The 14,052-nt window shown below is 67.1% G+C and carries 8 protein-coding genes; 7 read left to right on the top strand and 1 reads right to left on the bottom strand.

Annotated features, from left to right (window positions below):
- Nucleotides 1–7 precede the first annotated feature (7 nt).
- The gene (gene pdxH, locus C1924_RS14585) at nt 8–607 is read left to right on the top strand and encodes a pyridoxamine 5'-phosphate oxidase (protein WP_108765948.1); all 600 of its coding nucleotides are present in this window, start codon (nt 8–10) and stop codon (nt 605–607) included.
- On the top strand, nt 604–1,071 hold the full coding sequence (gene aacA, locus C1924_RS14580; RefSeq protein WP_108765947.1) for an aminoglycoside 6'-N-acetyltransferase: 468 nt from the start codon (nt 604–606) through the stop codon (nt 1,069–1,071). The genes pdxH and aacA overlap by 4 nt, the downstream gene beginning before the upstream one ends.
- 78 nt (nt 1,072–1,149) lie before the next feature.
- Here the strand turns inward: aacA and prpR are convergent, their stop codons facing one another.
- Nucleotides 1,150–2,727 (bottom strand): propionate catabolism operon regulatory protein PrpR, encoded by a 1,578-nt coding sequence (prpR, locus tag C1924_RS14575; RefSeq protein ID WP_108765946.1) that lies wholly within the window; start codon nt 2,725–2,727, stop codon nt 1,150–1,152.
- A gap of 152 nt (nt 2,728–2,879) precedes the next feature.
- Here prpR and prpB point away from each other — a divergent pair, with 152 nt between their 5' ends.
- The 5 genes from prpB to C1924_RS14550 all read left to right on the top strand — a co-directional run bounded on the left by prpB (nt 2,880) and on the right by C1924_RS14550 (nt 14,011).
- On the top strand, nt 2,880–3,773 hold the full coding sequence (prpB, locus tag C1924_RS14570) for a methylisocitrate lyase (RefSeq protein WP_108765945.1): 894 nt from the start codon (nt 2,880–2,882) through the stop codon (nt 3,771–3,773).
- A gap of 36 nt (nt 3,774–3,809) precedes the next feature.
- Complete coding sequence (gene prpC, locus C1924_RS14565) at nt 3,810–4,967, top strand: 2-methylcitrate synthase (protein ID WP_108765944.1); 1,158 nt, start codon at nt 3,810–3,812, stop codon at nt 4,965–4,967.
- A 97-nt stretch (nt 4,968–5,064) separates the two neighbouring features.
- On the top strand, nt 5,065–7,683 hold the full coding sequence (gene acnD, locus C1924_RS14560) for a Fe/S-dependent 2-methylisocitrate dehydratase AcnD (protein WP_108765943.1): 2,619 nt from the start codon (nt 5,065–5,067) through the stop codon (nt 7,681–7,683).
- Between the two features lie 50 nt (nt 7,684–7,733).
- The gene (gene prpF, locus C1924_RS14555) at nt 7,734–8,918 is read left to right on the top strand and encodes a 2-methylaconitate cis-trans isomerase PrpF (RefSeq protein WP_108765942.1); all 1,185 of its coding nucleotides are present in this window, start codon (nt 7,734–7,736) and stop codon (nt 8,916–8,918) included.
- A 170-nt stretch (nt 8,919–9,088) separates the two neighbouring features.
- Entirely contained in the window at nt 9,089–14,011 is a 4,923-nt protein-coding gene (locus C1924_RS14550; RefSeq protein WP_108765941.1) for an alpha-2-macroglobulin, read from the top strand.
- Nucleotides 14,012–14,052: the final 41 nt, after the last annotated feature.

The raw sequence follows: 14,052 nt of genomic DNA, 5'->3' as shown, positions 1-14,052 counted from the left end.
TCGAACCATGAGCGACCTTTACGCTGAAGCCCTGTCCACCTTTGCCGCCTTGTTCGATGAAGCCGGGCAGAGCCGCGAGGTCGAGCCCAATGCGATGACCGTGGCCACCGCCGATGCGCAGGGCCGCCCGTCGGCGCGCACCGTGCTGCTGAAGGCATTCGATGCGCGCGGCTTCGTGTTCTACACCCACCTGGACAGCCACAAGGGCCAGGAGCTGCAGGCCAATCCGCAGGCGGCACTGCTGTTCCTGTGGCGCAGCCTGCGCGAGGCCGGCATCCAGGTGCGCATCGAAGGGCGCGTGGAGCAGGTGGCCGATGCCGAGGCCGATGCCTATTTCGCCAGTCGCCCGCGCATGAGCCAGATCGGCGCCTGGGCCTCCCGGCAGTCGAAGACGCTGGCCACGCGCGAGGAGTTCGACGCACGCGTGGCCGAGGTCGAGGCGCGCTTCGAGGGCAAGGATGTGCCGCGCCCGGACGGCTGGAGCGGCCTGCGCGTGGCGCCCGACCGCATCGAGTTCTGGTACGGCGCGCAGTTCCGCCTGCATGAACGCTGGTGCTATGAAGCCGGTGCAGACGGGCGCTGGACCAAGCGGCTGCTGTATCCGTGAGTATGGCCGCGCCGACCATCCGCCAGGCAACGCCGGCAGATGCGGGTGCGTGGGCCCGGTTGCGGCTGGGCCTGTGGCCCGATGCCGATGATCCGCTGCATGTGCTGGCACAGTCCTTGGCGGATGCCGAAGGCGCCGTGTTCCTGGCCTGCCTGCAGGAGGGCGAAGCGGTGGGGTTTGCCGAGGTTCGCCTGCGGCATGACTACGTGAACGGCACCGACTCCTCGCCGGTAGGCTTTCTGGAAGGGTGGTACGTGCAGCCGCAGTGGCAGGGCCATGCGGTTGGCCGCGCCCTGCTGGCAGCGGTGCAAGCGTGGACGCGCGCCGCGGGTTGCAGCGAACTGGCATCGGACAGCCGCGTGGAGGATGTGCAGGCGCACGCCGCGCACCGTGCGTGTGGCTTCGAGGAAACCGAGCGCGTGGTGTATTTCCGCATGGCGCTGGACACCGAACCACACCGGTAGCCGCCAACCTTGGGTGGCGTCTGGTGCAGCGAGCGTGTCAACCAAGGTTGACACCTGCCCAGTCGAGCAGGCTCGACGCTACAACCCCTCCGCGCGCAGCCAACGCCACAGCGTGGTGCGTGATACGCCCAGCGCCTGCGCCATGCCTTCGCGGTCATTGCGGTGTTCATGCAGCAGTGCTTCCAGCTGCGCGCGCGGCGGGCGCCTGCCGTTGCTTTCCAGCGGCAACGCGGTGGCACCTTCATTCACCAGCTCCGGCGCCAGCTGCAGCAGGCGCGCCGCGTCGATGGCCCCTTCACCCGGCTTCCAATGGATGCGCAGGCGATCCACCAGGTTGCGCAGTTCGCGCACATTGCCGGGCCAGTCGGCGGCGGTCAGTACGGCCAGTGCTGCGTCGTCCAGCGGTGCGTCGATGCCGCGCAGCTGGCGGAAGAAGTGCTGTGCCAGCAGCGGAATGTCACCGCGCCGCGCACGCAGCGGGGGCAGGGCGATGCGCAGCGCTGCCAGCCGGTAGTAGAGATCGCGCCGGAAGCTGCCGGTTGCCGCACGCTGCTCCAGCGATTGCAGGGTGGCCGCGACCACGCGAACGTCGACCGGGGTCGGCTCGGTGGCGCCCACGCGCAGCACTTCGCGTTCTTCCAGTACCCGCAGCAGGCGGGTCTGCAGCGGCAGGGGCAACTCGCCGATCTCATCCAGGAACAGGGTGCCGCCATCGGCCGCTTCCACCAGGCCGACACGGCCGCCGCGGCGGGCGCCGGTGAAGGCGCCATCGCTGTAACCGAACAGTTCCGATTCCAGCAGGGATTCACTGATGGCGCCGCAGTTCAGTGCCACGAAGCGACCGCGACGGCCACTGCCGGCGTGCAGCTGGCGCGCGACCAGTTCCTTGCCGGTGCCCGTCTCGCCGGTCACCAGTACGGTGCTGTCATGCGGGGCGTACAGCGCGATGTGGGCGCGCACCTGCGCCATGGCGTCGCTCTCGCCCAGCAGGGCATGCGCATCACTGCGCAGGGTGGCGCGTCGGCGCGGGGGCGGGCGGCTGCCGCTGGACCGCGCGAGCGCCTGGGTCAGCTCCAGCGCGTGCTCGAAGGCCTGGCGCACCGAATCGGCCGAGTACAACAGCACGCCGGGCAGGCCCATCTGTTCGGCATGGTCGATGGCCATGCCGGTGCCGACGATCACTTCGATGCCGTTGGCGCGCAGATCGGCGATGCAGTCGCGGGCATCCTCGCGGGTAACGAAGCGGCGGTGCTCGATGTCCAGGCCGAAACTGTGCTGGAAATTACTGAACACCGGCACATCGCTGGCATGGGTGACCAGGCCGATGCGCGAGGCAATGCGGCGGGCGCGGGCGAGCGCTTCCATCAGGTCGAAGCCGTTGGCCTGGATCGGTACCAGCGGCAGTTCCAGCCGGCCGCGCAGCCAGGCCGCGTTGGAGCCGCCGGCGATGACGACGTCACAGTGCTCGCGGCGCAGGCGCTGGCCGATCACGTCCACGGCTTCCTCGAAACCCAGGTTGATCTGCTCGATGCGTGCGCGGCGGTCGAATTCGGGAATGACATCGCCGAGCAGGCCGGTCAGGCGCGAAACGCTGACCGTCCAGATCACCGGGCGATCGGCATCCAGCGGGGGCAGGGGCGAGCGGGGCAGGTACATGGCGGCGCGGTGCGTGCGGGTGTTTCATGATACGCCTGTTTCAATGTTTCATTTGTTTCATCTGGCAGGTGGTTTCATGGCTTTGAAATCAATGATTTGCACATTGGCATGGTGTTTGCGGGTACCCCAAGGTCTCCAACCTGGATTGCCGAATGACCGCTTCCGCTCCTTCTTCCGCCGGTGCCCGCTTCCGTGAGGCGCTGGCTGCCGAATCGCCCCTGCAGGTGATCGGTGCGATCAACGCCAACCATGCCCTGCTGGCCAAGCGCGCCGGCTTCCGCGCCATCTACCTGTCCGGCGGCGGCGTGGCGGCCGGTTCGCTGGGCCTGCCGGACCTGGGCATCAACACCCTGGAAGACGTGCTGATCGATGTGCGACGCATCACCGATGTGTGCGATCTGCCGCTGATGGTCGACATCGACACCGGCTTCGGCCCGAGTGCGTTCAACATCGCCCGCACGGTGAAGTCGCTGATCAAGGCTGGCGCGGCAGCCTGCCACATCGAGGACCAGGTCGGCGCCAAGCGCTGCGGTCACCGGCCGGGCAAGGAGATCGTCTCGCAGGGGGAAATGGTCGACCGCGTGAAGGCGGCTGCCGATGCCAAGACCGATCCGGACTTCTTCCTGATCGCCCGCACCGACGCCATCCAGGTGGACGGCGTGGACAAGGCCATCGAGCGCGCCATCGCCTGCGTCAAGGCCGGTGCCGACGGCATCTTCGCCGAGGCCGCCTACGATCTGGATACCTACCGTCGCTTCGTCGATGCGGTGAAGGTGCCGGTGCTGGCCAACATCACTGAATTCGGCGCCACCCCGCTGTTCAGCCGCGATGAGCTGGCCTCGGCCGGCGTGGCCATCCAGCTGTTCCCGCTGTCGGCGTTCCGTGCCGCCAACAAGGCCGCCGAGAACGTTTATGCGTCGGTGCGCCGTGACGGTCACCAGCGCAACGTGGTGGAGAGCATGCAGACCCGCGAAGAGCTGTATGACCGCATCGGCTACCACGCCTTTGAACAGCAGCTCGACGCCCTGTTCGCCGCCAAGAAATAAGCAGTACCCTGCACCATCAGTTTTCGGAGGGAAAACATGAACGATACGACCGCAACCCCGACCTTCAAGCCGAAGAAGTCCGTCGCCCTGTCCGGCACCGCCGCCGGCAACACCGCGCTGTGCAGCGTGGGCCGCAGTGGCAACGACCTGCACTACCGCGGCTACGACATCCTGGACCTTGCCAACACCAGCGAGTTCGAGGAAATCGCCTACCTGCTGGTGCACGGCAAGCTGCCGACCCGCGCCGAACTGGTCTCCTACAAGGCCAAGCTGAAGTCGCTGCGCGGCATCCCGGCTGCGGTGAAGGCTGCGCTGGAAGAACTGCCGCCGTCGGCCCACCCGATGGACGTGATGCGTACCGGCGTGTCCGTACTCGGCTGCGTGGCACCGGAAAAGGATGACCACAACCATCCGGGCGCGCGTGACATCGCTGACAAGCTGATGGCCTGCCTCGGCTCGATGCTGCTGTATTGGTACCACTGGAGCCACAACGGCCGCGCCATCGACGTGGAAACCGACGACGATTCCATCGGCGGCCACTTCCTGCACCTGCTGCATGGCGAGAAGCCGCAGGATTCGTGGGTGAAGGCGATGCACACCTCGCTGATCCTGTACGCCGAGCACGAGTTCAACGCCTCGACCTTCGCCTGCCGCGTCATTGCCGGTACCGGCAGCGACATGTACAGCGCGATCTGTGGTGGCATCGGCGCGCTGCGCGGTCCCAAGCACGGCGGCGCCAATGAAGTGGCGTTCGAGGTGCAGAAGCGCTACGACAACCCCGATGAGGCCGAGGAAGACATCAAGGCGCGCGTGGAGCGCAAGGAAGTGGTGATCGGCTTCGGCCACCCGGTCTACACCGTGTCCGATCCGCGCAACAAGGTCATCAAGGACGTCGCCCGCGAGCTGTCCGAAGAACAGTCCAGCATGAAGATGTACGACATCGCCGAGCGCCTGGAAACGGTGATGTGGGACATCAAGAAGATGTTCCCGAACCTGGACTGGTTCAGCGCTGTCAGCTACCACATGATGGGCGTGCCGACGGCGATGTTCACCCCGCTGTTCGTGATCGCCCGTACTGCCGGCTGGAGCGCGCACATCGTCGAGCAGCGCATCGACGGCAAGATCATCCGCCCGAGCGCGAACTACATCGGTCCGGAAGATCGCGAGTTCGTCGCCATCGACAAGCGCGCCTGATCCATCAGCTGCACCCATCCGGTCGGCCACGTGCCGGCCGGATGCCTTCGTTGCCGCGTCGACGGCACCCGGCCCGCCCAAAGTACTCCGCCAGCCCATGAATACCGATTACCGCAAGAACCTCCCCGGCAGCACGCTGGACTACTTCGATGCGCGCGCCGCCGTCGATGCGATCCAGCCCGGCGCCTACGCCACCCTGCCGTACACCTCGCGCGTGCTGGCCGAAAACCTGGTGCGCCGCTGCGACCCGGGCACGCTGACCGATTCGCTGGCGCAGCTGATCGAGCGCCGCCGCGACCTGGATTTCCCCTGGTTCCCGGCGCGCGTGGTCTGCCATGACATCCTCGGGCAGACCGCTCTGGTCGACCTGGCCGGCCTGCGCGATGCCATCGCCGACAAGGGCGGTGACCCGGCCAAGGTGAATCCGGTCGTGCCCGTGCAGCTGATCGTCGACCATTCGCTGGCGGTGGAATGCGGTGGTTTCGACCCGCAGGCATTCGAGAAGAACCGCGCCATCGAGGATCGCCGCAACGAGGACCGTTTCCACTTCATCGACTGGACCAAGCTGGCGTTCCAGAACGTGGACGTGATCCCGCCGGGCAACGGCATCATGCACCAGATCAACCTGGAAAAGATGTCGCCGGTGGTCTACGTGCAGGACGGCGTGGCCTTCCCCGATACCTGCGTGGGCACTGACAGCCATACGCCGCACGTGGACGCGCTGGGCGTGATCGCCATTGGTGTGGGCGGGCTGGAAGCAGAGAACGTGATGCTGGGCCGCGCGTCGTGGATGCGCCTGCCCGACACCGTTGGCGTCGAACTGAGCGGCCGCCCGCAGCCGGGCATCACCGCCACCGACGTGGTGCTGGCCCTGACCGAGTTCCTGCGCAAGGAGCGCGTGGTCGGTGCCTGGCTCGAATTCTTCGGCGAGGGTGCCGCGGCACTGACCATCGGTGACCGCGCCACCATTTCCAACATGTGCCCCGAATACGGCGCCACCGCTGCGATGTTCTACATCGACGCGCAGACCATCGATTACCTGCGCCTGACCGGCCGCGAGGAATCGCAGGTGGCGCTGGTGGAAAACTACGCACGCACCACCGGCCTGTGGGCCGACGATCTGGCGACCGCGCAGTATGAGCGCGTGCTGCGCTTCGATCTGTCCAGCGTGGTGCGCAACATGGCCGGCCCGTCCAATCCGCACAAGCGTGTGGCGACCACGGAACTGGCCGAACGCGGCATCGCCGATGAAGGCAAGCTGGCGGCAGGCAAGGCCGAGCAGGCGCAGGGCCTGATGCCTGACGGCGCGGTGATCATTGCTGCCATCACCAGCTGCACCAATACCTCCAACCCGCGCAACGTGATCGCTGCCGCGCTGCTGGCGCGCAACGCCAATGCACGAGGCCTGCAGCGTAAGCCGTGGGTGAAGTCCTCGCTGGCACCGGGCTCGAAGGCCGTGCAGCTGTACCTGGAAGAATCCGGCCTGCTGCCGGACCTGGAACAACTCGGCTTCGGCATCGTCGCGTTCGCGTGCACCACGTGCAACGGCATGAGCGGTGCGCTGGATCCGGCCATCCAGCAGGAAATCATTGATCGCGATCTGTACGCCACCGCCGTGCTGTCCGGTAACCGCAACTTCGATGGCCGCATCCACCCGTATGCCAAGCAGGCCTTCCTGGCCTCGCCGCCGCTGGTGATCGCCTATGCCATCGCCGGCACCGTGCGCTTCGACATCGAGAAAGACGTGCTGGGTCTGGATGCCGAAGGCAACGAAGTGCACCTGAAGGATATCTGGCCGAGCGACGCCGAGATCGACGCGGTGGTGAAGGCCTCGGTGAAGCCGGAGCAGTTCCGCAAGGTCTACAACCCGATGTTCAACGTGCGTGTGGAACACGGCGCGGCCGTCAGCCCGCTGTACGACTGGCGCCCGCAGAGCACCTACATCCGCCGACCGCCGTACTGGGAGGGCGCACTGGCCGGTGAACGTACGCTGGCGGGGATGCGCGCGCTGGCGGTGCTGCCGGACAACATCACCACCGACCACCTCTCGCCTTCGAACGCGATCATGGCCTCGAGCGCGGCCGGCGAGTATCTGGCGAAGATGGGCCTGCCGGAGGAGGACTTCAATTCCTACGCCACCCACCGCGGCGACCACCTGACCGCACAGCGCGCCACGTTTGCCAACCCGAAGCTGTTCAACGAGATGGTGCGCAACGACGACGGCAGCGTGAGGCAGGGGTCGCTGGCGCGCGTGGAGCCGGAAGGCAAGGTCATGCGCATGTGGGAAGCGATCGAGACCTACATGGACCGCAAGCAGCCGCTGATCATCATTGCCGGCGCCGATTACGGCCAGGGCAGCTCGCGTGACTGGGCCGCCAAGGGCGTGCGCCTGGCTGGCGTGGAAGCGATCGTGGCCGAAGGTTTCGAGCGGATTCACCGCACCAACCTGATCGGCATGGGCGTGCTGCCGCTGGAGTTCAAGCCGGGCACCACCCGACTGACTCTGGGTATCGATGGCACCGAGACTTTCGATGTGGTCGGCGAGCGCACCCCGCGCGCCGAGCTGACCCTGGTCATCCACCGCCGTGACGGCCAGGACGTGGTCGTGCCGGTGACCTGCCGCCTGGACAGCGATGAGGAAGTGGCGATCTACGAAGCCGGTGGTGTGCTGCAGCGCTTCGCCCAGGACTTCCTGGAAGGCGCGAAGGTGGCATAAGGCAACCGACGGCCCGGCAACGGGCCGTCTTTCATTGCAAGGAACCGTTCATGACCTTTCTCCCGCAACTCCGTATTCCCGCCACCTACATGCGCGGCGGCACCAGCAAGGGCGTGTTCTTCCGCCTGCAGGACCTTCCTGACGCCGCGCAGGTGCCGGGCGCGGCGCGTGATGCGCTGCTGATGCGTGTGATCGGTTCGCCCGATCCATATGGCAAGCACACCGACGGCATGGGCGGGGCGACGTCCAGCACCAGCAAGTGCGTGATCATTTCCACCGCCTCGGTGCCCGACCATGACGTGGACTATCTGTATGGCCAGGTGTCGATCGACACCGCCTTCGTCGACTGGAGCGGCAACTGCGGCAACCTCAGTACCGCCGTCGGCCCGTTTGCGATTGCCAATGGCCTGGTCGATCCGGCCCGTGTGCCGCGCGACGGCCTGTGCACGGTGCGCATCTGGCAGGCCAACATCGGCAAGACCATCATCGCCCACGTGCCGATGTGCAATGGCGAAGTGCAGGAAACCGGTGATTTCGAGCTGGATGGCGTGACCTTCCCGGCGGCCGAGATCCAGCTGGAGTTCATCGATCCGTCCGATGACGGCGATGCCGGCGCGATGTTCCCTACCGGCAACCTGGTGGACACCTTGGACGTGCCCGGCGTAGGCAGCTTCGAGGTGACGATGATCACTGCGGGGATCCCGACCATCTTCCTGAGCGCCGCCGACCTGGGCTACACCGGCACCGAACTGCAGCCAGCCATCAACGAAGACAAGGCCGCGCTGCAGAAGTTCGAGACCATCCGCGCCTACGGCGCATTGCGCATGGGCCTGATCTCCACGCTGGAAGACGCGGCGACCCGCCAGCACACGCCGAAGGTGGCGTTCGTGGCCCCGGCACAGGATTACGTCTCGTCCAGCGGCAAAGCCATTCCTGCTTCGGCCATCGACCTGCACGCGCGCGCGCTGTCGATGGGCAAGCTGCACCACGCCATGATGGGCACTGCGGCTGTCGCTATCGGCACTGCCGCGGCCATTCCGGGCACCCTGGTCAATCGTGCGGCCGGTGGCGGTGAGCGCGAGGCGGTCACTTTCGGCCATCCGTCCGGCACGTTGCGCGTGGGTGCGCAGGCCGGGCAGGTCGATGGCCAGTGGACGGTGACCAAGGCGATCATGAGCCGCAGCGCCCGTGTGCTGATGGAAGGCAAGGTGCGGGTGCCGGCCGGGACCTTCTAACGGAGGGCCTTCGCGGTAGTGCCGGCCGCTGTCCGGCAACCCGATGCGTCCTTTCATGCCGGTTGCCGGCCAGCGGCCGGCACTACCCGCACCCGGGCCGATTGCCGGATCTGCGTCAACACCTTGACGCGGCGCGCCTATAATGGCCGCCTCGATCAAGGAGTGACGACATGAGCGGTCCGGCACGGCGGAAGCGGTGGGGGTGGGCGGCGGCGGTACTGGCAGGAGGCCTGTTGCTGGGCCTGGCTGGCTGCCGCAACGACAGCGGGCAGCTGCCCAAAGCCAGCGGCGAAGCCATCGCCACCAAGGCCGAGCAGGTGAAGGAGTTCACCCTGCTGCGCGCCTACCCGGACCAGAAGAGTGAAGGCCTGTCGCTGGCGCTGGAGTTCTCGCGCCCGCTGGTCGGCACCCAGGATTTCGACAAGCTCGTACGCTTCGAGGAAAAGGTCGGCAACGAAGACAGCAGCTGGACCCTGTCCGATGACGGCCTGACCCTGCGTTACCCCTTCGTCGAAGCCGGCAAGGAATTCAGCCTGGTGGTCTCCGAAGACCTGCTGGCCGCCGACGGCAGCCGCCTGGGCAAGGAACTGAAGCAGAAGGTGTTCAGCGGCGAGCTGAAGCCGGTGGCCGGTTTCGCTTCGCAGGGCAGCGTGCTGCCGGCCAAGGACAGCCGCGGCCTGCCGGTGGTCTCGGTGAACGTGCCCGAGGTCGACGTCGAGTTCCTGCGCGTGCGCGAGAAGGACCTGCCGACATTCTTCAGCCAGTACCAGCGCGGCGGCCGCCGTGGCAGCTGGGAACTGAGCAGCGACTACGAGCGCAGCCCGATCAACAAGCTGGCCGAACCGGTCTACGTCAACCGCTTCATTCTGGGTGGCAAGCAGAACGAGCGGGTCCTGACCTACCTGCCGACCCAGGACATCAAGGAGCTGCAGGAACCCGGCCTGTACTTCGCCCTGCTCAAGCGCACCGGCGATTACGAGGGTGAATTCGACACCGCGTTCTTCTCGGTCAGCGACATCGGGCTGCACACCCGCGCATACAAGGACAAGCTGTTCGTCCATACCGCCGGGCTGAAGGACGGCGCGGCGCTGAAGAATGTCGACCTGCGCGTGCTCGATGCCAAGGGCGAGGTGGTGCTCAAGGGCAGCACCGACAGCAATGGCAACGCGCTGCTGAACTACACCCTGGACGCCACCCATGTGCTGGTGGCCAGCAGCGGCAAGGACACCAGCTTCCTGCCGTTCAACCAGCCGGCGTTGGACCTGAGCGAATTCGCCGTGGCCGGCCGTGACAATGCCTGGTTCGACGTGTACGCCTGGTCCGGTCGTGACCTGTACCGTCCGGGCGAGACGGTGCGCCTGTCCGCGCTGCTGCGCGACAACGATGGCAAGCCCGTGGGCGGGCCCGGCAAGAGCGTGCAGCCGGTGTTCCTGCGCCTGAAGCAGCCCGACGGCAAGACGTTCCGCGAAACCCGCCTGCAGCCGGGCGAGCAGGGCTACATCAATTTCGAGCAGACCATCCCCGCCGAGGCGCCGACCGGGCGCTGGCAGGTCGAGTTCCGCACCGACCCGGCCAGCAAGGAAGCGATCCAGGGCATGACCCTGCGCATCGAGGAGTTCCTGCCCGAGCGCATGAAGCTGGACCTGGACAGCGCGCAGAAGACGCTGAAGCCTGGCGAAGACCTGCGCCTGCAGGCCAATGGCGCCTACCTGTATGGCGCACCGGCCGATGGCAACCGCTTCACCGCGCGCCTGGCCGTGGCCGCCGAGCAGCAGCCGGTGGACGGCCTGCCGGGTTACTTCTTCGGTGACCCGACCCTGCAGCTGCCGCGCGAAGCCAAGGACGTGGTCGATACCACGCTGCCGGCCAATGGCCAGTTGCGCGAGGACGTGGCGCTGCCGGAAGAAGCCGCCAAGGCCAAGGCGCCGATCGCCGTGGTGCTGTCGGGCAGCCTGTACGAGACCGGTGGCCGCACGGTCACCCGCACGCTCAAGCGTGTCATGTGGCCGGCCGCTGCGCTGGTCGGCGTGCGCCCGCTGTTCAACCCGGACGATGGTGCCGATGCCAACGGCAATGCGCGTTTCGAGCTGATGCGCGTGGACGCCGCCGGCAAGCCGCAGCCGGCCAAGGGCCTGAAGGTGACCCTGGTGCGCGAACTGCGCGACTACCACTGGACCTTCAACGACAACCGCTGGGATTACGATTTCACCCGCCGCTTCGAGAACAAGGACACCCGGACCGTCGACGCCGGCAGCAGCGCGGTCGCATTTGATTTCCCGGTGGAGTGGGGCGAGTACCGGGTGGATGTGTTCGACCCGTCCACCGGCCTGACCAGCCGCTATCCGTTCCGTGCAGGCTGGAGCTGGGGCGATGACAACCGCGGCCTGGATGCACGCCCGGACAAGGTCAAGCTGGGCCTGGACAAGACCGGCTACAAGGCCGGCGATACCCTGCAGGTGACGGTGACCCCGCCGCATGCCGGCAAGGGCATCCTGATGGTCGAGACCGACCGCATGCTGTACGTCCAGGAGATCGACGCCAAGCCGGGTGCCACCTACAAGATCCCGGTCACCGCCGACTGGGAACGCCACGACGTCTACATCACCGCCCTGGTGTTCCGTGGCGGCAGTGCGCCCAGCAAGATCACCCCGGCCCGTGCCGTGGGCGTGGTGCACGTGCCGATGGACCGCAAGGGCCGTACCGTGGCCGTCGGCCTGGTCGCACCGAAGCAGATGCGTCCGGAGCAGGACCTGCCGGTGACGGTGAGCGCACCGCAGCTGGCCGGCAGGACCGCGCACGTCACCGTCTCGGCGGTGGATGTGGGCATCCTCAACATCACCCGCTTCCCGGTGCCCGATGCCGGCGCGCATTTCTTCGCCCAGCGTCGTCTTGGCATCGATGCGTACGACATCTACAGCCGGGTGATCGAGAGTTTCGACGGCAGCAGCGGCAAGCTGAAGTTCGGCGGCGACATGGCGCTGCAGGCGTTGCCGCAGGCCAAGCGCCCGACCGCGCGCGTGCAGACCGTGGATCTGTTCTCCGGCCCGGTGCAGCTGGATGCCAAGGGCAATGCGCGCGTCCGCCTGAAGGTGCCGGATTTCAATGGCACCCTGCGCGTGTCGGCGCTGGTCTACAGCGATGACCAGTACGGCAAGCGCGATGTGGAAACCATCGTGCGCGCGCCGATCCTGGCCGAGGCCAGCATGCCGCGCGTGCTCGCGCCGGGCGACCGCAGCACCGTCACCCTGGACGTGCAGAACTTCACCGGCAAGCCCGGCCAGTTCAACGTGCAGGTGGACACCGAGGGTCCGCTGGGCCTGGGCGAGGGCAGCCGCAGCGTGCAGCTGAACGCCGATGCCAAGACCACGCTGAGCTTCCCGTTGTCAGCCCGCGAGGGCAACAGCGTGGCCAAGGTGCGGGTGCGGGTGGATGGCAACGGCTTCAAGGCCGATCGCCGTTACGAGCTGCCGGTGCGTGCGGCGTGGCCGCAGGTGATCCGTTCGCAGGTACGCACGCTCGATCCGCTGGCGGCGGTGAGCCTGGACAGCGGCCTGGCCGATGGCCTGATGGCCGAGTCGGTCAACGCGCGGCTGCTGGTCAGCCCGCTGCCGCCGATCCCGTTCGCCAGTGCACTGCAGGGGGCGCTGAACTACCCCTACGGCTGTGCCGAACAGACCACCAGCAAGGGCTACGCCGCGCTGATCCTGGACCAGGCCACCTCGTCGATGCTCGGCGCCGACGGCCTGGATGCCAAGACCCGCCGCGAGCGGATGGAAGGTGCGTTCGGCCGCCTGGCCTCGATGCAGGTGGCCAATGGCAACTTCTCCATGTGGGGGGACGATGGTTACGTGAACCCGTGGCTGACCCCGTACATCACCGAGTTCCTGCTCGACGCCAAGGACGCCGGCTTCGCCGTGCCGGACAACGTGCTGCAGAAGGCGCTCAACCGCCTCAGTGAGGACCTGTTGTCCGGTGGCAATCAGTTCTACGGCCAGGATGAGCGCGAGAAGCTGAAGTTCGCCAACCAGGCGTATTCAGGCTACGTGCTGGCCCGCGTCAACCGTGCGCCGCTGGGCACGCTGCGCACGCTGTACGACAACGAGCGCAGCAAGGCGGTCGGTGGCCTGTCGCTGGTCCACCTGGGCGTCGCGCTGTCGCTGCAGGGCGACGCCAAGCGCGGCCAGGCTGCACTGGCGGCGGCCTTCGCCAAGTCCAGCAGCGAACGGCCGTCGTATTTCGGTGACTACGGCAGTGCCATCCGTGACGACGCGCTGATGATTGCGCTGACCCACGAAAACAAACTGGCCAAGCCGGCCTGGGATGCGCGCGCGGTCGATCTGGGCCGTGGCCTGGATGCCCGTCGCAACGCGGGATGGATGTGGCTGAGCACGCAGGAACAGGTGGCCATCGCCCGCCTTGGCAAGGCCCTGGCCGCCAACCAGAAGGCATTGGTGGCTGGTGAACTGGTGATCGGCGGCAACAGTGAGGCAATCGGCGAACGCAAGCTGTTCGGTCGCAACTTCAGCGGCAGCGAGCTGGCCAGCGGCGTGCGCTTCACCCCGCAGGGCCAGCCGCCGATGTTCGCCAGCATCGACGTGGCCGGCATCCCGCGTACGGCGCCCGCGCCGGACAACAGCGTGCTGGGCGTCGAGCGCAGCTACTTCGGTACTGACGGCAAGCCGTGGACGCCGCGCCCGCTGAAGGAAGGCGAAGCCCTGATCGTGCGCATCACCATCAGCGCCGATACGCAGATGCCCGATGCACTGCTGACCGACCTGCTGCCGGCCGGCCTGGAGATCGAGAACTTCAACCTGGGCGACGCCAAGCAGTGGGCCGATGTGGTGGTCGATGGCATCACCGTCAGCGACCGCAGTTCTGCGTCCGACACCAAGCACGAGGAGTTCCGCGATGACCGTTACGTGGCCGCGCTGAAGCTGTCGCGCGGTGGCAAGGCCAACGTGTTCTACCTGGTGCGTGCGGTGACGCCGGGTACGTACTCGGTGCCGCCGCCGCTGGTGGAAGACATGTACCGCCCGCAGCTGCGTGGCGTGGGCCGCAGCAACCCGACCACCATCACGGTGGTCCAGCCGTGACCGCGCGGACGGGCCGCGACGGCGCGGCCCGTACCTCCGGC

This window comes from Stenotrophomonas sp. ESTM1D_MKCIP4_1, assembly GCF_003086895.1.
In the GTDB taxonomy this organism is placed as follows: Bacteria; Pseudomonadota; Gammaproteobacteria; order Xanthomonadales; family Xanthomonadaceae; genus Stenotrophomonas.
Note: the sequence above shows the minus strand (reverse complement) of the source record. Positions and strands in the feature narration are given on the sequence as shown.

What these genes read in the sequence shown, in the direction of transcription:
- C1924_RS14550 (WP_108765941.1), top strand. Translation starts at nt 9,089, where the DNA reads ATGAGCGGTCCGGCACGGCGGAAGCGGTGGGGGTGGGCGGCGGCGGTA.
- prpR (WP_108765946.1), bottom strand. Translation starts at nt 2,727, where the DNA reads ATGTACCTGCCCCGCTCGCCCCTGCCCCCGCTGGATGCCGATCGCCCG.
- prpF (WP_108765942.1), top strand. Translation starts at nt 7,734, where the DNA reads ATGACCTTTCTCCCGCAACTCCGTATTCCCGCCACCTACATGCGCGGC.
- acnD (WP_108765943.1), top strand. Translation starts at nt 5,065, where the DNA reads ATGAATACCGATTACCGCAAGAACCTCCCCGGCAGCACGCTGGACTAC.
- prpB (WP_108765945.1), top strand. Translation starts at nt 2,880, where the DNA reads ATGACCGCTTCCGCTCCTTCTTCCGCCGGTGCCCGCTTCCGTGAGGCG.
- pdxH (WP_108765948.1), top strand. Translation starts at nt 8, where the DNA reads ATGAGCGACCTTTACGCTGAAGCCCTGTCCACCTTTGCCGCCTTGTTC.
- prpC (WP_108765944.1), top strand. Translation starts at nt 3,810, where the DNA reads ATGAACGATACGACCGCAACCCCGACCTTCAAGCCGAAGAAGTCCGTC.